We start from the raw sequence: 18,076 nt of genomic DNA on the forward strand, positions 1-18,076 counted from the left end.
ATAGATAACCCTAAAATTATTACAATGACAAAAGCAGATTTAGTAGCAAAAATTTCTGATAAACTAGGAATTGAAAAAGGAGATGTTCAAGCAACAGTTGAAACTTTTATGGAAGAGGTAAAAACTTCTTTAGAGAGTGGAGATAATGTATATTTAAGAGGCTTTGGAAGCTTTATCGTAAAAACAAGAGCTGAAAAAACTGGAAGAAACATTTCTAAAAATACAACTATCAAAATTCCTGCTCACAACATACCTGCATTTAAACCTGCTAAAGTATTTGTTGAAGGAGTAAAAACAAATGTTGACGTTAACTAACTAAAACGTTAAAAAACAAATAATTAATTAAAAAGTTTATTTTATGCCAAGTGGTAAAAAAAGAAAAAGACACAAGGTAGCGACGCATAAGCGTAAAAAACGAAGACGCGCTAATCGTCACAAAAAAAAATAAATTGAAAAAGTAGTTTTTTAACTACTTTTTCAATTTTTAAAGTAACGTTCTTTGATATCTAATTCATTAAATTTTGCGTTTACCTTCGTAAAAAGATGAATTTAACGGATTTAACATCCTGTGTCAAAAAATAAAGTATAATCCATCTATCGCGCATTGGCGTGGTGGATATAAATTTACAATATGGATAAAGAATTGATTATTCGATCGAGTTCTGATGTTGTTGATTTTGCCTTATTAAAAGATGGAAAACTTATTGAATTGCATAAAGATGAAGACGATAACAACTTTGCGGTTGGCGATGTGTTTATAGCCAAAATACGTAAAGCGGTTCCGGGACTAAATGCTGCATTTGTTAATGTAGGTTATGAGAAAGATGCATTTTTGCATTATCATGATTTAGGGCCACAATTACCTTCACTTTTAAAATTCGTAAAACGTGTAAGCACAGGGAAACACACAGATTTTTTACTTAAAAATTTTCAGTTTGAAAAAGACATCGATAAAAATGGCAGCATATCAAATGCATTAAAAGCCAATCAATCGACACTAGTTCAAATTGTGAAAGAACCAATTTCAACAAAAGGCCCTCGTATTAGTAGCGAGTTGTCTATTGCCGGAAGGTATATTGTTTTAGTACCATTTTCAGATCGTATTTCAATTTCTCAAAAAATTGAATCGAAAGAAGAAAAAGATCGTTTAAAACGATTGGTGAAAAGCATTACACCTAAAGGATTTGGAGTAATAGTTCGTACCGTAGCCGAAGGCAAAAAAGTTGCCGAACTCGACAAAGATTTACAAAATTTGTTGGCGCGTTGGACGGCCATGTGTAAAAAATTGTACAAAGCACATCACCCTAGTAAGGTGCTTGGCGAAATGAATAAAGCCTCTTCAATTTTAAGAGATATTTTTAATGATTCATTTTCCAGTATTATTGTAGATGATGAAGCCTTGTATGTACAAATTAAAGATTACGTGCATGAGATTGCACCTAACAAAGAGTCCATTGTAAAGCTGTATAAAAATGGCGTTCCTATATTTGAAAAATACGGGATTGAGCGTCAAATAAAAACATCTTTCGGACGTACAGTCTCCATGGCAAAAGGTGCTTATTTGGTTATAGAACATACCGAGGCCCTCCATGTTGTAGACGTTAACAGTGGTAACCGATCTAACAAAGAGAAGAACCAAGAGGATACAGCTCTAGAAGTCAATATGATTTCTGCATCAGAGATTGCTCGACAATTGCGCTTGCGTGATATGGGTGGCATTATCGTGATCGATTTTATTGATATGAACAAAGCTGATAACCGTAAAAAACTGTACAATCATCTTCGTGACGAAATGCAAGATGATAAAGCAAAGCATAAAATATTACCTCCGAGCAAGTTTGGACTAGTACAAATTACTAGACAACGTGTTCGCCCGGAAAGGAATATTGAAACTAAAGAAGAGAATCCTAACGGTGTTGAAGGAAGTGAAATTGAAGCACCAATTAAAGTGATTCAAAAGATCACTCAAGACCTAGAGCGACTTTTCAAAAAAGACTATAAAAAGGTGATTTTAAACACACACCCATTTATAGCAGCCTTTTTAACCAAAGGCTTTCCGTCTGTGCGTTCTAAATGGTTTTTAGAACATAAAAAATGGGTAAAAGTAATGCCCAGAGATGCTTACACTTATCTTGAATATCATTTTTTTGACAAAAATGGTAAGGAAATCAAATAATATCAAAACCCCTTTTTACATAAGTAGAAAGGGGTTTTTGTTTTTTTATAATAAATTGAATTTACGTCGCAGGATTAGGTATCTCGGCATGCACTAAATCAATTGCTTTTAAAACCTCGTCGCTTAATGTGAGGTGAATACTGTCTATATTCTCTTTAAGTTGATCTAATCGCGTTGCACCAATAATATTACTAGTCACAAAAGGTTCCTGGGTAACAAAAGCTAATGACATTTGAGCTAAAGTCATATTATGGTCTTCAGCAATTTTTAAATAGCGTTTAGTGGCTTCGGTGCATTGAGCGCTACTATATCTTGAAAATCTTGGGAATAAATTTAAACGCGCCCTTTCTTCAGCTTTTCCTTTAATGTACTTACCAGATAATACTCCAAACGCCATTGGAGAATAGGCTAATAAACCAATTTGCTCTCGCATAGAAATTTCTGCCATATCACCTTCATAAACGCGGTTAAGGAGCGAATAAGCATTTTGAATGGTAATCATTCTAGGTAAACTATGACGTTTTGATTCCTCTAAATAACGCATGGTTCCCCAAGCTTTTTCGTTGGAGATGCCTACTTTTCTAATTTTTCCTTCACGAATTATACCATCAAAAGTGTGAAGAATTTCTTTAAAATTATCTTCCCAATCATCATTTGGATTATGCTTGTAGTCTCGGGCTCCAAAGGTATTAGTTTTGCGTTCAGGCCAATGCAGCTGATACAAGTCTATATAATCGGTTTTAAGACGTTTTAAGCTTTGCTCAACGGCATCTTTAATAGCTTCTGGGCTAAATCCGTTGGTTCTTATATGTGCAGTATAAGATCCTGTTCCGGCAATCTTGGATGCTAATACAATTTTATCTCGATTTCCAGTTTTTTGAAACCAGTTGCCAATAATACGTTCGGTTTCTGCATAAGTTTTTTGTTCTGCGGGTACTGGGTATAACTCTGCAGTATCAAAAAAGTTAACACCTTGGTCTAGTGCATAATCCATTTGATCAAAACCTTCATTTTGAGTGTTTTGATTGCCCCAGGTCATAGTACCCAAACAAATTTTACTTACTTTAATATTACTGTGTGGAAGCGTAGTGTATTTCATTGTATGGTCTCTTGTAGATTTAGCAAGGGGCAAAGATAAAAAAACCTTTCAGGGTTTAAAGACTGAAAGGTTTTAAAAAATTGTAATAAAAGTTATTTAAAGACTTAAGAAGGGATTAAATCTCATTTAATAATTTAGAAATTTCATCCAATTTAGGTGTTAAAATCACCTCAATTCGTCTGTTTTTAGCTCTTCCTTCTGCCGTAGTATTGGTGGCAATTGGCGCATATTCGCCACGACCAGCTGCAGTTAAATTTTCAGGATTAATAGATGCATTCTCTCTTAAAATATTGACAATCGCAGTTGCGCGTTTGGTAGATAGATCCCAATTCCCGCTTAATTGCCCGTTCCCTGCGTATGGTACATTATCAGTATGCCCTTCAATTAATATGGCTATTTCAGGATTGTCAGCTAAAACGGTTCCTAATTGTCTTACGGCTTCCTTTCCATTGGAACCAACGGCCCAACTTCCAGACTCAAATAACAATTTATTTTCCATTGAAACATACACTTTGCCGTCACGTTGCTCAACGGTTAATCCTTTGCCTTCAAAGTTGGTAAGTGCTTTAGAAATGGCATCTTTTAATCTACTCATCGCGGCATCTTTTGAAGCAATGACGTTTTCAAGTTCGGCAACACGTTGTGATCGACTTTCTAGTTCACGTTTTAAGTTTTCTAATCGGGCATTTTCAGCCGCTAAAGCCTGTTCTTTAGCTTCTAATTGTGCTAATAATTCTCTATTCTTTTTAGAATTTTCAGCAATTGCTGCAGAGCTGTTTTTCTCCAACGCATCATAAGACGCTTTTAAGTTGTCTAAATTTGATTTGGTGGCTTCGTAATCACTTTGTAAGCGATCGCGCTGCGCAACTGTTTCATCAAAAGATTTTTGGAGTTTGGCCAAATCATTTTGTGCTTTATTTAAAGCTGCAGTAAGATCACTATTTTCATCAGATAACTGACGATGCTCTTTTTTGAGATCAGCATACTTGTTTTCTAAATCGGTGTAGATCTTTTTAGAAACACAAGACGATGTTAGTATCAGTGTTAATGCTATTAACGACAATTTTTTAAACATAGGTTTAAGAGTTTTTAAAGTTGTTTTTTAAGATTCTAGTTCTAGTAATATCGGACAGTGGTCACTATGTACTGCATCCGACAGTATAACGCTTCGTTTTAGCTTTTCTTGTAGAGGAGAACTTGCCAAGGCATAATCCAATCTCCAGCCTTTATTGTTAGCTCTAGCATTGGCTCTGTAACTCCACCAGGTATAATGATTTGGTTCTTTGTTGAAATGTCTAAACGAATCAATAAATCCACTATTTAGAAAGTTTCCAATCCATTCGCGTTCGACAGGTAAGAATCCAGATACATTAGATAATCCTTTTGGATTATGAATATCTATTTCTTCATGACAGATGTTATAATCGCCACAAATAATAAGATTTGGAATCTCCTTTTTTAAATTGTCAATATAATCTTGAAACATGGCCATGTATTCTAATTTGTGATCTAAACGAGCGTCATTGGTTCCCGAAGGTAAATACAAACTCATCACCGAAAAGTTGTCGAAATCAGCTCTTATATTTCGGCCTTCAAAGTCCATTGATTCAATACCGGTGCCATATTCAACATGATTGGGCTTGATTTTACTCAAAATTGCAACGCCACTGTAGCCTTTTTTCTGTGCACTAAACCAATAATGATAATTATATCCAGCATTTTCAAAAATTGAAAGATCCAATTGCTCTTTCATAGCTTTTATTTCTTGAAGACAAATAACGTCTGGATTAGCGCTTTTAAGCCAATCCATAAAACCTTTATTGATGGCAGCTCTAATACCGTTGACGTTGTAGGAGATGATTTTCATGATTAATAATTAGAATTTCAGCTAAAATAAATAATACTGTACTTTTACACTATTATTTTATCGCAGTTTTAACCATAAAATAATTTTTGTTTTTAACAGTTTTAGTACTTAATGAAAATTGCTGTTGCTTGTCTTTGTTTTTTGATGGGTTGTTGTGCTATGGCACAAGAGCTCAGTTCTAATTATAGAACCAAGACAATAGCGGTAAGAGATACCATTAAAATTGATACTGTAAGTATTAACCCGAGTAAGTTTACGGTTAGGTTCAAAAACAATACACCGCTTGACAGTACATCATATCACATAGATTTTTCAAAAGCTATTCTAGTGTTAAAACAAACAGTTATGACCGATTCTATTGTGGTTGATTATTTAAGGTACCCAGATTTTATTACCAAGGAATACAAGCAATTAGATGAAAGTATAATCGTTGAAAACACCTCAAGTATTCAGCGATTTTATAAGCTTAACCAATCTACGCAAAATACTGTTTTCACACCTTTTGATGGTTTGAACACTTCGGGAAGTATTTCAAGAGGTGTTACTATTGGTAATAATCAAAATTCTGTTTTAAATAGTGAGCTTGATTTACAAATATCTGGAAAATTGAGTGATAAAGTGTCTTTAAGAGCGTCCATTCAAGATGCTAATATTCCTTTGCAGGAAAGTGGATATTCACAGCGATTGGATGAATTTGATCAAGTGTTTATTGAACTTTTTAGTGACGATTGGAATATTAGAGCAGGTGACATTGACTTACAAAACTCAAACTCCTATTTTGCAAATTTCACAAAACGCGTTCAAGGGCTTTCGGTTAATGTAAATTTGGATAAGGAGGAATCTAAAACTAATATGTTCGCTTCGGGCGCTTTAGTTAGAGGACAATTTACCACGAGTAGGTTTACGGCTCAAGAGGGTAATCAAGGCCCTTATAAATTACGTGGCCCAAATAACGAGTTGTTTGTGCTCATTGTTTCGGGGAGTGAAACGGTTTACGTCAACGGTTTGCCATTGGTTAGAGGAGAGGATAAGGATTACATTATTGATTATAATGCAGGCGAGATTATTTTCAATTCAACCTACCCTATCACTTCCGAAATGCGAATCACGGTGGATTATCAATATAGCGAGCGCAATTTTTCTCGATTTACAGTTTATGGCGGAAGTACTTATGAAACCGAAAAATTAAAATTAGGGGTATCGGTATATTCTGAAACAGATGCTAAAAATCAGCCCCTTCAGCAAAATTTATCTACAGAGCAAACCCAGATTTTGGCCAATGCCGGAGATGATAAAAGCTTGATGGTTGCGCCTTCTGCCGTTGCTGAAAGCTATTCTGAAAATAGAATTCTATATAAAAAAGAGTTAATTAATGGCGCTGAAGCTTTTGTGTTTTCAAATAATCCAGAAGACGTATTGTTCAGTGTAAAATTCAGTAGAGTTGGTGACAACCAAGGAGATTATGTAGTTTCCAACGCAAATGCGGTTACTACAATTTATGAATATGTATCGCCAATAAATGGTGTTCCACAAGGAAATTTTGCCCCGATCGTGCAACTAATTGCACCAACCCAATTGCAAGTTGCTGTTGTAAATGGATTGTACAAACCAACTCAAAAAACTGAAGTGTATTTTGAATTTGCTGGTAGCAAAAATGATCAAAATCTGTTTTCAAGTCTTGATGATTCTAATAACGATGGGTTTGCAGGGAAATTAAAAGTAGATCAATTTATTGTAAAATCAGATAGCCTATGGAATTTAAAAGCTTTTGTTGATGCTGATGTTATTCAGGAAAATTTTAGAACCATTCAGCGGTTGTATTACGCCGAATTTAATCGTGATTGGAATCTTGAAAATACTTTCGGCAATCAAAGTTTATTGAGTGCTGGATTGGAATTGGTACATCCAAAACACGGATTGGCAATATATAAATTTGAACATCTTAATTATTCTGAAAGCTTTAATGGTAATCGACATAATATGTTGGCCAATCTTCGATTGGGCAAGTTTCAGCTGTTTTCGAATTCAAGCTTATTAATAAGTGAAGGAAATGAGTTTACGTCACGATTTTTTAGAACCTTTAATCGGGCAACTTATGGTTTTAATAAACAATGGGTTGGTGCTAAATTGGCCGCCGAGGACAATAAACAACGAGATGTTATAACAGAAAATTTAAGCGAATTGAGCCAAAAATTTACGACTTATGAGCTGTTTTATGGCGTTGGTGACAGTACTAAAGTATTTGTTGAAGCGGGATATAAACATAGGGTTAATGATAGTTTGCGAGCCAGCGGTTTAGAACGTGTTAATAGCTCAAACACCTATTATTTAAAGTCTAGACTTATTCAAAATGCCAACACCAATTTAGGAGTTTATATAAATTACAGACGATTGAAGCACGAAGATGTCTCAAAGGACGATGAAGGCTCACTTAATTCGCGTATCAATTTTAATCAGATTTTGTTTAATCAAATTGTCCAGTGGAATACCATTTTTGAAACCAATTCTGGAACTCTACCACAACAGGACTTTACGTATGTTAAGGTTGATGCCGGTCAAGGGGCTTACACTTGGATCGATTATAACAACAACAACATCCAAGAGTTAAACGAGTTTGAGATTGCCCAATTTCAAGATCAGGGCGAGTATATTAGAGTATTGTTGCCCAATCAAGTTTTTGTAAAAACACATCAAAACAGATTAAGCCAAACACTTACCATTAATCCACAACAATGGTCAGTTTCAGAACGGAAGAGCAAAAAATTCTGGTCACATTTTTATAACCAAACCTCATATTTAATTGACCGAAAACAACGCAGGGAAGGAAACACATTTAATTTAAACCCATTCAACACCGATGAGGATAATCAATTAGCACTAAACCAAAGTGTGAGGAATGTTTTGTTTTTTAATAGAGGCAAGCAGCGTTATACAACGTCATATACCTTTTTGTCAAACACCAATCGAACTATTTTATCAATTGGATTTCAGGAGCATAAATTAAAAAGCCATCAATTGCAGTTTAATCATAAATTTGCAAAAAGTTGGCTCATTAATTTAAAGTCTAGTTTGGAAGTAAATGAAAGCCTAAGTGAAAATTTTGCAAGCAGAAATTACATTATTGATGAAGCGCGATGGCATCCAAAACTTTCTTATTTATTTAATGAAAATGCACAGTTTGATGTGTTTTACCAATTAACCACTAAAGACAATACTATAGGTAATATGGAAACCTTGACCCAAAATAATTATGGCGTTTCGTTTACCTATAACAATGTTCAAAAAATAGCTTTAACTGGAGAATTGAATTTTTTTCAAAATGAATTTCAAGGGAATCCAAATACGCCTGTATCCTATCAAATGTTAGAAGGGCTACAGCCAGGCAAAAATTTTACGTGGAGCCTTTTGGCACAAAAAAAATTGACCAAATTTTTAGATTTGAATTTAAATTATTTTGGACGTAAAACAGAAACTTCTAAAACTATTCATACCGGAACGGTACAGTTGAAGGCTTATTTTTAGAAAAACAAACCCAAACTTGTGGAGTTTGGGTTTTAAAATTTTGGTGTTTAAATTTTACATCTTCATCAGCCAATGCTTAACATCAACTTCTTGTTTGATGAGGTCTCGTAAATCGGATATCTTAACACGTTGTTGCTCCATGGTGTCGCGATGACGAATGGTAACCGTGTTGTCTTCCAAAGTATCGTGATCTACCGTGATACAAAAAGGTGTACCATTAGCATCTTGACGTCTGTAACGTCTTCCAACGGCGTCTTTTTCGTCGTAATCCACATTGAAATCCCATTTAAGGTCGTCAACAATTTGCTTGGCTATTTCTGGCAATCCATCTTTTTTTACTAAAGGTAAAATCGCAGCTTTAACAGGTGCTAATACCGCAGGTAATTTTAAAACGGTTCGGGTTGTATTGTTATCTAATTCTTCTTCAACTAAACTATTTGAAAATACGGCCAGAAACATACGGTCAAGACCAATAGAAGTTTCTAACACATACGGTGTATAACTTGCATTGTCTTCATGGTCAAAATATTGCAACTTCTTACCTGAATACTCTTCATGCTGTTTCAAATCGAAATCGGTACGCGAATGAATACCTTCCAATTCTTTAAACCCGAAAGGGAATTTGAATTCAATATCTGTGGCTGCATCGGCGTAATGTGCTAATTTTTCGTGGTCGTGAAAACGATAGTTATCTTCACCCATACCAAGTGACAAATGCCATTTCATACGGGTTTCTTTCCAATGCTCGAACCATTCTGCTTGAGTGCCAGGTTTAATAAAGAACTGCATTTCCATTTGTTCAAATTCGCGCATTCTAAAAATGAATTGTCTTGCCACAATTTCATTTCTAAACGCCTTACCAGTTTGTGCAATCCCAAATGGAATTTTCATTCGTCCTGATTTTTGAACATTGAGGAAATTCACAAAAATACCTTGGGCGGTTTCTGGGCGTAAATAGAGATCCATCGCGTTTTCGGCTGATGCACCTAATTTTGTTCCAAACATGAGATTGAACTGTTTTACATCAGTCCAGTTTCGGCTTCCTGTTAATGGATCGGCAATTTCTAATTCTTCAATAAGAGCTTTTACGTCTGCTAAATCTTCTTTTTCTAAAGATTTTGCCATTCTTGATAGGGTAGTATCTATTTTTTCTTGATATCCTAAAACGCGCTGATTAGTTGAAATAAATTCAGCTTTATTGAATGCATCACCAAAACGTTTAGCCGCTTTATCTACTTCCTTGTCTATTTTAGCCTCGAGCTTTGCGCAATAGTCTTCTATCAATACATCAGCTCTGTACCGTTTTTTGGAGTCTTTATTGTCAATCAATGGGTCATTAAAAGCATCAACGTGCCCAGAAGCTTTCCAGGTGGTTGGGTGCATGAAAATGGCGGCATCTATACCAACTATATTATCGTGCATTTGCACCATGGCTTTCCACCAATAGTCCCGTATATTTTTTTTGAGTTCTGCTCCATTTTGCGCGTAATCATATACCGCACTTAATCCGTCGTAAATTTCACTACTCTGGAAAACGTAACCATACTCCTTTGCGTGAGAGATTACTTTTTTAAATTGATCGTCTTGATTTGCCATGCTGCAAAAATAAAAAACCGCCCCAATTAATGGAACGGTTTTTAGAAAATAATATAATTGAGTTAGTTAAGTTGCAATTGTGTGCTACCTAGTCTGCGGTCTTTGTTAAAAACGTTGATGTAATAAGTGCCTTCAATTAGTGGTTGATCGTCTTCATCGGCATTGATATTAAGGCAGATATCAATAACCTGATTTTGGTAACTTACTACTTTTTTAAGACTGTAAATTAATGATGAATCATCAAAATTGATAGCGCCTTTATCAGCAAAAACGTTATTCAATGGATTTAAAACTTGAACGTAAATATCTTTCTCTCCTTTGGGAGCCAATGAATTTTCGGCAATGGTGAAGCATACCTCGATACTTTTGGCTTTAGAAGCTTTGTGTGTTATCACAGCTTGTTCAGAAATACCATTAAATGCTTTTGCACTAAATGCATTCGCTTTCAAAATAGAAGCTTCTTCAATAGATTTTAAAAGTGCCTTATGCTTTTCAGCTAAATATTTATTTTCAGAACGTTCTTTTTGAAGCTCATTAAAGGCTAAAAGTTTATCTTCTTGTAGTTGTAAAGTAACATCTTTGAGAGAATCTATGGTATGAAACAATCTATTGTTTTTAGATTGTAAAACAGAGACGCGTTGTTTTACTTTTGAGATTACAGCCACATCACTGCGTATCAGTCTAATAGAGTCTAAAGCATTTTTAGCATCTAATTTTGCAATTTCAAGTTGGGAGGCTATCAGACTATTTGTTGAGTAAACGTCATCATATCTCTGGATCATGTGAGATAATTCGTTTTCAACAAGTTTTTTTTCTTGTTCTAAAAATTGCTGATGCGCTTCAATGGATTGATTATTGGTGAAACTGTAAACAGTTACAGCGGCGATGACAACAATTAAAGAACCTGTAATTAATCTGTAGTTAAATAGTTGAGGGTTAACTATCATTATTAATTTTCTTAATTCAAGGAACGAATTTAGATATTACCTTTACGTTAACTTATTTTAATCGATGAAATGGTAATAAATTTGTTAAACTTGTTTTTTCCCAGAGTATGTTTGGGATGCAGCGCTCATTTAGGAGATAATGAAACTTACATTTGTGGGTTGTGCAGGCATAATTTACCGGTCACTAATTTTCATTTTGATGATTCTGAAACGGTTAGAAACACGCTTTATGGGCGCGTAAAACTCGAGCAAGCAACGGCGTTATTGCACTTTTCAAAAAAGGGAATTGTGCAGCAACTTATGCATAATTTAAAATATAGGGGTCATGAAGAGATTGGCGAATTTCTGGGTAAATGGCTTGGCGAAGAATTAAAATCGATAGCAGCGTATAACACTATTGATGTTGTTGTTCCTGTGCCTTTGCATAAATCTAAATTACGGCAACGAGGCTATAATCAAGTCACTAAATTTGGTCAGGAACTTGCTAAAGCATTAGAGGTAGATTTTAATTCATCAGTGTTGCAAAAAACTATAGCAACAAAAACTCAAGTGTTTAAGGACAGACTATTGCGTACCTCTAGTGATTCTGCCATATTTTCAATTTCTGAACATCACTCACTAAAAGGGAAGCATATTTTGTTGGTAGATGATATTATTACTACGGGAGCCACCATTGAGTCCTGCGCAAATGTGTTGTTGCAAATTGAAGGTGTTAAGATAAGTGTAGCTACTATGGCTATTACAGATTAATAGGTGTCAACCTAAATTTATAAATGTTTTTAGTTTGATTATTAATAGGCAATTTTAGTAAGTCGGGTTTCGTTTGTATCCGAAATATGTTGTTAATTTGCTTAAAATTTGGGCGATCTAATGTTTAAACCTTTTTTTCAGAAATTTTTATTGGTGTTTTTTGCGATAACTATTACGGCTTGTGCTAACAGAGGTACGCCGACTGGCGGCGAAAAGGATGTTGCTCCGCCCGTAATTATAAAAACAGAACCCGAAAATTTCTCAACTAACTTTAAGAGTAAAGAGATTAGAATCTATTTTGATGAATATGTAAAGTTGAAAAATTTACAAAAACAGCTCATCATTTCTCCTCCTATGGAGTATCAACCTGAAATCACACCTTTAGGTTTGGCAAGCAAATACATTAGAATTAAAATACTGGACACCTTGCAACCCAACACTACCTATGCATTTAATTTTGGACAAAGTATTGTAGATAATAATGAGGAAAACCCTTATCCGTATTACAGATACGTCTTTTCAACTGGAAGTTATATCGACTCTTTATCGGTGAGTGGTAAAATCTTGGATGCTAAATCAAAAACACCTGACAAGTTTGTTTCGGTAATGCTTTACGAGGTAGATTCAACATTTACAGATTCAACCATATACAAAAAGAAACCAAAGTACATTACCAATACGCTTGATAGTTTAACGACGTTTAAGATTGACAATATCAAAGCCGGACAGTATAAATTGATTGCTTTAAAGGAAGAGAATAGTAATTATACGTTTCAGCAAAAAACAGATAAAATTGGGTTTTATGAAGGGGTAGTCAATGTACCAACCGATTCATTGTATACTTTAAAACTATTTAAGGAAGTCACTAATTTTAAAGCATTTCGTCCAAAACAGGAAGCGGGACAAAAAATCGCCATTGGATTTGAAGGGGAATATAAGAGTGCTAATATTGAAATTCAGAAAGACATTATTCCTGAAGAATTCATTAAACGAGTCACTAAAGACATCAAAGCTGATACGCTATACTATTGGTATAGCCCAAAATTGGAGATTGATTCTACATATTTTGTGGTGACCAATAAAACCTATATCGATACGTTAAAGCACAGATTTAGGGATTTGCCAAAGGATTCATTACTTGTAAAATCCCTTCAAACCGGGGTTATTGAGTTTAGTCAGGATTTCGAAATTAATGGAAGTGTTCCTTTTGCGAGTATCGACGTAAAACAAATAAACATTGTAGATAAAGATTCAGTTGTGATACCGTTTTCAACAACTTTTAATGAGTGGAATAATACCTATGCCTTCAAATTCAATAAAACAGAATCAAACACTTATAAAGTGCGTGCATTACCTAGCGCCTTTAAGGATTTGTTTGGCAACACCAATGACACCTTAAACTATAGTCTAAGAACGAAGTCATATTCAGATTACTCCAATATAAGAGTAACCATCAATAATGCTGTTTATCCTTTAATTGTGCAATTAACAAATGATAAGGGAGATGTCAAATATGAACAATTTGCAAAAGCTCAAGGGCCAGTTGATTTTAGATATATAAATCCTGGGACTTATTATTTAAGGGTGGTTTTTGATACTAATGAAAACCAAGTTTGGGATACGGGCAGTTATCTCAAAAAGTTGCAACCAGAACGTATTAGTTATTTCCCAGAGGCTATTGATGCCCGAGCTAATTGGGATCCGGTTATTGAGTTTACTTTAGAGTAAAAGTATCTCTATCGGCTAAAAACTTTAGCTTATTCCTGTAAAAATTAATATGGTTACGCTCAAGAGTGACTATTTCAATATGTTCCTTGTTAGGTCGTATTGGTGAGATGTTGTTACCTAACACATCATAAATGGTGGTATGTCCACAATACTCATGATCCATAGCATCGATACCAACACGATTCACCCCTATGCAATAACACATGTTTTCAATAGCGCGAGCTTTTAATAGCGTATCCCAAGCCATAATACGAGGTTTAGGCCAGTTAGCCACGTAAATCAAAATGTCATAATCTTCAGTATTTCTAGCCCAAACAGGGAAACGTAAATCATAGCAAACTAAAGGACAAATCTTCCAACCTTTGTAGTCAATAATGACTTTTTTGGATCCACCTTCATAGACATTATGTTCGCCAGCGAGTGTAAAAGTATGCCGTTTATCATAGGTGTGAATGACACCGTCAGGTTGCACAAAACATAACCTATTATAATACTTGTTTTGTTCTTTTATAATCAAACTCCCTGCGATGACAGCATTTTTCTCTGATGCTAATTGTTGCATCCATAATACGGTTTTACCATCCATGGCTTCAGCATGTTCAGAAGCATTCATTGTAAACCCTGTAGTGAACATTTCTGGAAGTACTACAATATCAATTGAGCCTGCAATACTCTGTATTTTTTCTTTAAAATTTTTTCTATTCTGCTTGGGGTTTTCCCAAACAAGTTCAGATTGAATAATGGCTACCTTAAGTTGCTCATGCATACGGATTAACTTCGTTTAAGTTTCTTTTTTGCTTTTTCGGAAGATTGGGTTAGGTTGTCTAATTTTTCGAACCATTTAGCTTCTTCTTTAGGGCTTAATTTACCTTTGCGTTTTAATTTTTCAAATTTGTTTTGGGCTTGTTCCAATTTTTTTACGGCTTTGTCATAATTGTCTTGGGCCTTTTCCCTTTTACGCAGGGCTTTTTCTGCTTGTTTTTGCTTTTTTTCAGCTTTATTTTGAGCTTTTTCTGCTTTTCGAGCTTCTTTTTCTAATTTCTCCTTCAGTTTTAGGTCTTCTGAAACTCTTTCATATTGTATAAAAATGTTATTTCGTTCTTCTACACTTAATGAGGCAGTTACATCAGTTCCTTCATGAAAAATTTTACCTTTTTTTACTTCGTATCGCTTACCATCATTAATGACTTCCTGTGCATTCAAAACAGAATTGAAGCCAATAAGTGCTATAATTATCCAGAGTTTCATAACCTTTAAGTGTATAATTAATTAATGATTAAAAGTAATTATTTTTTTGTCTATTTTTGAGTTTTAAGCCCATGAATTTATCTGTAAAAAATTGTTCTTTAGAAGATTTAGAACTTTTGGTCAAAGTGTCCCTTTCCACATTTGTCTATGCTTTTGAAAGACTCAATAATCCTGATGATTTTAAATCACATATTGAAAAAGCCTTTAGTAAATCAAAAATCAAGGATGAACTTTTAAATCCTAATTCATTTTTTTACTTCGCCTATAGGGGTGATAAACTTGTCGGGTATTTTAAACTGAACCAAAAGGAAGCGCAAACTGAACCTTTTGGCGATAAAGCTCTAGAGTTAGAACGGATTTATGTTACAGATGAGTTTCAAAATCAGGGAATTGGTGCTTCAATTCTATTAGAAGTTATTGAAATGGCCAAACAAAAGCATATGAATTACTTGTGGTTAGGTGTATGGGAACATAATGCGTCAGCAATGCGATTTTATGAGCGTTATGGGTTTAAAAAATTTGGCTCACATTCATTTTACATAGGTACAGATGAGCAAACAGATTGGCTTATGAAGTTAGATTTGGTTTAAAATCTCTGCAGCTTTACTAAGTGTTTCTTCAGTTTTGGCGAAACAAAACCGGAGTACGTGATTGTCTAAACCATTTGTGTTGAACACCGACATTGGAATTGAGGCTAGTCCGTGTTCAGTGGTCAATCGTTTCGCAAAATCAACATCATGTTCGTTGGTGATTTCAGAATATTCCAACACTTGAAAATAAGTTCCTTTTGAAGGAGTGTATTTAAATCTAGAATTTTTTATAAGTTCTAAAAAGGTGTCACGTTTTTCTTGATAAAATTGGGATAACTCTAGATAATGATTGGGCTCTTTGAGATAATCGGCTAGGGCTTTTTGCATAGGATTATTAACGCAAAACACATTAAATTGGTGCACTTTCTTAAATTCATTCATCAATTCCTGCGGTGCACAGCAATATCCAATTTTCCATCCGGTATTATGAAAAGTTTTCCCGAAAGAGGCCACCACAAAGCTTCTTGATTTTAAGTCGGGGAACAAACAGGCGCTTTGATGTTTTTCATTATCAAAAATAATGTGCTCATAAACTTCATCACTTAACACAATAATGTTAGTGTTTTTGGTTAGCTCCTGTAGCTTAAGCATGTCAGCTTTTGAAAGCACAGTGCCACTTGGATTTTGAGGTGTATTGATGATAATCATCTTGGTGTTTCGGTTAATTTTATTCGAAACATCTTGCCAATTCACTTTATAATTTGGAGCTTTTAGTTGTATTGAAATAGGTCTTCCACCATTTAATGTTATAGCTGGTTCATAGCAATCATAAGCTGGACGGAAAATAAGAACTTCGTCATTAGGTTTGATAAAGGCCGAAATAATACAATAAATGGCTTGTGTAGCACCAGCTGTAACGGTAATTTCGGTTTCAGGATTATAGGAACTGTTATATAAAAGTTCCAATTTTTTTGAAATGGCACCCCGTAAATCTAATCGACCAGGCATTGGTGCATATTGGTTATGATCAGAGTTCATTGCGGTTGTAACCAAATCAATAAGCAGCTGGTCACTTTTAAAGTCCGGAAACCCTTGTGACAGGTTTATGGCCTTATGTTTTGTGGCCAAAGCGCTCATTACGGTGAAAATTGTAGTCCCAACATTGGGGAGTTTGGAAGTGTGGTGCATAAACTACTGGATGAATGATAAAGAAACAAAAAATCCCAAACATAGCTGCTTGGGATTTGGAATTAAATCGTTTGATGCTTCTAAATTTTAGTAGCGATAATATTCAGGTTTGAAAGGTCCTTCAACAGGAACCCCAATATAATCTGCTTGATCTTTACGCAATTCGGTGAGCTCTACACCAATTTTTTCTAAATGTAATTTGGCTACTTTTTCATCTAAATGTTTTGGTAGCATATACACTTTATTTTCGTAAGCATCTCTATTGGTCCATAGTTCAATTTGAGCCAAAGTTTGGTTAGTGAATGAGTTACTCATTACAAAACTAGGATGCCCGGTAGCACAGCCTAAATTTACCAATCGACCTTCAGCCAAAATAATAATGTCTTTACCGTTTACGGTATATTTATCAACTTGAGGTTTGATTTCAACCTTAGTGTGGCCATGATTCTTTTTTAACCAAGACATTTCAATTTCATTATCAAAGTGTCCAATGTTACAAACAATGGTCTTGTCTTTCATAGCCTCAAAGTGACGTCCTTGAACGATGTCTTTATTTCCTGTAGTTGTAATAACAATATCAGCATTGGCAACTACCGTTTCTAATTTTTTCACCTCAAAACCATCCATTGCCGCTTGAAGAGCACAAATAGGGTCGATTTCGGTTACAGTTACAATGCTTCCCGCACCTTTGAATGAAGCAGCTGTTCCTTTACCCACATCGCCATAGCCGCAAACAACAACACGTTTACCAGCCAACATTAAATCTGTTGCACGACGAATAGCATCAACAGCACTTTCACGACAGCCGTATTTATTATCGAATTTAGATTTTGTGACAGAATCATTCACATTAATTGCTGGCATAGACAAGGTGCCATTTTTCATACGTTCATATAAACGATGAACTCCGGTTGTGGTTTCTTCTGATAAACCGTTAATTCCTGCCATTAATTCTGGGTATTTATCAAAAACCATATTGGTTAAATCACCGCCATCATCCAAGATCATATTTAAAGGTTTTCTGTCTTCACCAAAGAACAAGGTTTGTTCAATACACCAATCAAATTCTTCTTCAGTCATACCTTTCCATGCGTATACTGGAATTCCAGCGTCAGCAATAGCCGCCGCAGCTTGATCTTGAGTTGAGAAAATATTGCAAGAACTCCAGGTAACTTCTGCACCAAGAGCTTTCAATGTTTCAATCAATACAGCAGTTTGGATAGTCATGTGCAAACATCCAGCAATTCGAGCGCCTTTTAAGGGTTGTGAGTCTCCATATTCTTCACGAAGGCTCATCAAACCAGGCATTTCAGCTTCGGCAAGTTCTATTTCTTTTCGACCCCAAGCCGCAAGTGACATGTCTTTAACTTTAAACGGTACGTAAGGAATTGTTTTTGTATTCATAGTCTTTTTTTTCTACTATTT

General features: G+C 35.0%; 15 protein-coding genes. 6 read left to right on the forward strand and 9 right to left on the reverse strand.

What is annotated here, in order from left to right; genetic code table 11:
• Nucleotides 1–24 precede the first annotated feature (24 nt).
• Both ACFO5O_RS12335 and ACFO5O_RS12340 read left to right on the forward strand, forming a co-directional pair.
• Nucleotides 25–315 (forward strand): HU family DNA-binding protein, encoded by a 291-nt coding sequence (locus tag ACFO5O_RS12335; RefSeq protein WP_119027732.1) that lies wholly within the window; start codon nt 25–27, stop codon nt 313–315.
• Nucleotides 316–631: 316 nt separating this feature from the next.
• Nucleotides 632–2,176 carry an Rne/Rng family ribonuclease gene (locus tag ACFO5O_RS12340; RefSeq protein WP_387964211.1) on the forward strand — a complete coding sequence of 515 codons (1,545 nt, stop codon included), beginning with the start codon at nt 632–634 and terminating at the stop codon, nt 2,174–2,176.
• 61 nt (nt 2,177–2,237) lie between these two features.
• On the opposite strand, the gene ACFO5O_RS12345 is transcribed toward ACFO5O_RS12340, so the two are convergent.
• The 3 genes from ACFO5O_RS12345 to ACFO5O_RS12355 form a co-directional block, all read right to left on the reverse strand.
• Complete coding sequence (locus ACFO5O_RS12345) at nt 2,238–3,275, reverse strand: aldo/keto reductase (protein ID WP_387964213.1); 1,038 nt, start codon at nt 3,273–3,275, stop codon at nt 2,238–2,240.
• 115 nt (nt 3,276–3,390) lie between these two features.
• The gene (locus ACFO5O_RS12350) at nt 3,391–4,350 is read right to left on the reverse strand and encodes an OmpA/MotB family protein (protein ID WP_387964215.1); all 960 of its coding nucleotides are present in this window, start codon (nt 4,348–4,350) and stop codon (nt 3,391–3,393) included.
• Nucleotides 4,351–4,377: 27 nt separating this feature from the next.
• A complete protein-coding gene (locus ACFO5O_RS12355; RefSeq protein WP_387964217.1) occupies nt 4,378–5,142 on the reverse strand; it encodes an exodeoxyribonuclease III in 765 nt (254 codons plus the stop codon).
• Nucleotides 5,143–5,253: 111 nt separating this feature from the next.
• Between ACFO5O_RS12355 and ACFO5O_RS12360 the strand changes: the two genes are divergently transcribed.
• Complete coding sequence (locus ACFO5O_RS12360) at nt 5,254–8,664, forward strand: hypothetical protein (protein ID WP_387964219.1); 3,411 nt, start codon at nt 5,254–5,256, stop codon at nt 8,662–8,664.
• Between the two features lie 54 nt (nt 8,665–8,718).
• Here the strand turns inward: ACFO5O_RS12360 and ACFO5O_RS12365 are convergent, their stop codons facing one another.
• Both ACFO5O_RS12365 and ACFO5O_RS12370 read right to left on the reverse strand, forming a co-directional pair.
• Nucleotides 8,719–10,260: a glycine--tRNA ligase gene (locus tag ACFO5O_RS12365; protein ID WP_387964221.1), complete on the reverse strand. Its 1,542-nt coding sequence runs from the start codon at nt 10,258–10,260 to the stop codon at nt 8,719–8,721.
• 62 nt (nt 10,261–10,322) lie between these two features.
• On the reverse strand, nt 10,323–11,207 hold the full coding sequence (locus tag ACFO5O_RS12370; protein WP_387964223.1) for a hypothetical protein: 885 nt from the start codon (nt 11,205–11,207) through the stop codon (nt 10,323–10,325).
• A gap of 90 nt (nt 11,208–11,297) precedes the next feature.
• Between ACFO5O_RS12370 and ACFO5O_RS12375 the strand changes: the two genes are divergently transcribed.
• Both ACFO5O_RS12375 and ACFO5O_RS12380 read left to right on the forward strand, forming a co-directional pair.
• Nucleotides 11,298–11,957, forward strand: coding sequence for a ComF family protein (locus tag ACFO5O_RS12375; RefSeq protein ID WP_387964225.1), 660 nt, complete (start codon nt 11,298–11,300; stop codon nt 11,955–11,957).
• Nucleotides 11,958–12,077: 120 nt separating this feature from the next.
• Entirely contained in the window at nt 12,078–13,685 is a 1,608-nt protein-coding gene (locus ACFO5O_RS12380; protein WP_387964227.1) for an Ig-like domain-containing domain, read from the forward strand.
• Here ACFO5O_RS12380 and ACFO5O_RS12385 read toward each other — a convergent pair.
• Both ACFO5O_RS12385 and ACFO5O_RS12390 read right to left on the reverse strand, forming a co-directional pair.
• The gene (locus ACFO5O_RS12385; RefSeq protein WP_387964229.1) at nt 13,672–14,451 is read right to left on the reverse strand and encodes an amidohydrolase; all 780 of its coding nucleotides are present in this window, start codon (nt 14,449–14,451) and stop codon (nt 13,672–13,674) included. The two genes, ACFO5O_RS12380 and ACFO5O_RS12385, sit on opposite strands and share 14 nt — an antisense overlap.
• A 5-nt stretch (nt 14,452–14,456) precedes the next feature.
• Nucleotides 14,457–14,933: a hypothetical protein gene (locus ACFO5O_RS12390; protein ID WP_387964231.1), complete on the reverse strand. Its 477-nt coding sequence runs from the start codon at nt 14,931–14,933 to the stop codon at nt 14,457–14,459.
• A gap of 71 nt (nt 14,934–15,004) precedes the next feature.
• Here ACFO5O_RS12390 and ACFO5O_RS12395 point away from each other — a divergent pair, with 71 nt between their 5' ends.
• A complete protein-coding gene (locus ACFO5O_RS12395) occupies nt 15,005–15,523 on the forward strand; it encodes a GNAT family N-acetyltransferase (protein WP_387964232.1) in 519 nt (172 codons plus the stop codon).
• Here the strand turns inward: ACFO5O_RS12395 and ACFO5O_RS12400 are convergent.
• Nucleotides 15,509–16,651: a methionine aminotransferase gene (locus ACFO5O_RS12400; protein WP_387964234.1), complete on the reverse strand. Its 1,143-nt coding sequence runs from the start codon at nt 16,649–16,651 to the stop codon at nt 15,509–15,511. The two genes, ACFO5O_RS12395 and ACFO5O_RS12400, sit on opposite strands and share 15 nt — an antisense overlap.
• Before the next feature lie 87 nt (nt 16,652–16,738).
• Nucleotides 16,739–18,055, reverse strand: coding sequence for an adenosylhomocysteinase (gene ahcY, locus ACFO5O_RS12405; protein WP_387964236.1), 1,317 nt, complete (start codon nt 18,053–18,055; stop codon nt 16,739–16,741).
• Nucleotides 18,056–18,076 lie beyond the last annotated feature (21 nt).

The sequence above is a fragment of the Geojedonia litorea genome, assembly GCF_042654525.1.
In the GTDB taxonomy this organism is placed as follows: Bacteria; Bacteroidota; Bacteroidia; order Flavobacteriales; family Flavobacteriaceae; genus Geojedonia; species Geojedonia litorea.

Coding starts and splice junctions, on each gene's coding strand:
- ACFO5O_RS12345 (WP_387964213.1), bottom strand. CDS start 3,275: ATGAAATACACTACGCTTCCACACAGTAATATTAAAGTAAGTAAAATT.
- ACFO5O_RS12335 (WP_119027732.1), top strand. CDS start 25: ATGACAAAAGCAGATTTAGTAGCAAAAATTTCTGATAAACTAGGAATT.
- ACFO5O_RS12390 (WP_387964231.1), bottom strand. CDS start 14,933: ATGAAACTCTGGATAATTATAGCACTTATTGGCTTCAATTCTGTTTTG.
- ACFO5O_RS12350 (WP_387964215.1), bottom strand. CDS start 4,350: ATGTTTAAAAAATTGTCGTTAATAGCATTAACACTGATACTAACATCG.
- ACFO5O_RS12385 (WP_387964229.1), bottom strand. CDS start 14,451: ATGCATGAGCAACTTAAGGTAGCCATTATTCAATCTGAACTTGTTTGG.
- ACFO5O_RS12340 (WP_387964211.1), top strand. CDS start 632: ATGGATAAAGAATTGATTATTCGATCGAGTTCTGATGTTGTTGATTTT.
- ACFO5O_RS12365 (WP_387964221.1), bottom strand. CDS start 10,260: ATGGCAAATCAAGACGATCAATTTAAAAAAGTAATCTCTCACGCAAAG.
- ACFO5O_RS12400 (WP_387964234.1), bottom strand. CDS start 16,651: ATGCACCACACTTCCAAACTCCCCAATGTTGGGACTACAATTTTCACC.
- ACFO5O_RS12370 (WP_387964223.1), bottom strand. CDS start 11,207: ATGATAGTTAACCCTCAACTATTTAACTACAGATTAATTACAGGTTCT.
- ACFO5O_RS12395 (WP_387964232.1), top strand. CDS start 15,005: ATGAATTTATCTGTAAAAAATTGTTCTTTAGAAGATTTAGAACTTTTG.
- ACFO5O_RS12380 (WP_387964227.1), top strand. CDS start 12,078: ATGTTTAAACCTTTTTTTCAGAAATTTTTATTGGTGTTTTTTGCGATA.
- ahcY (WP_387964236.1), bottom strand. CDS start 18,055: ATGAATACAAAAACAATTCCTTACGTACCGTTTAAAGTTAAAGACATG.
- ACFO5O_RS12355 (WP_387964217.1), bottom strand. CDS start 5,142: ATGAAAATCATCTCCTACAACGTCAACGGTATTAGAGCTGCCATCAAT.
- ACFO5O_RS12360 (WP_387964219.1), top strand. CDS start 5,254: ATGAAAATTGCTGTTGCTTGTCTTTGTTTTTTGATGGGTTGTTGTGCT.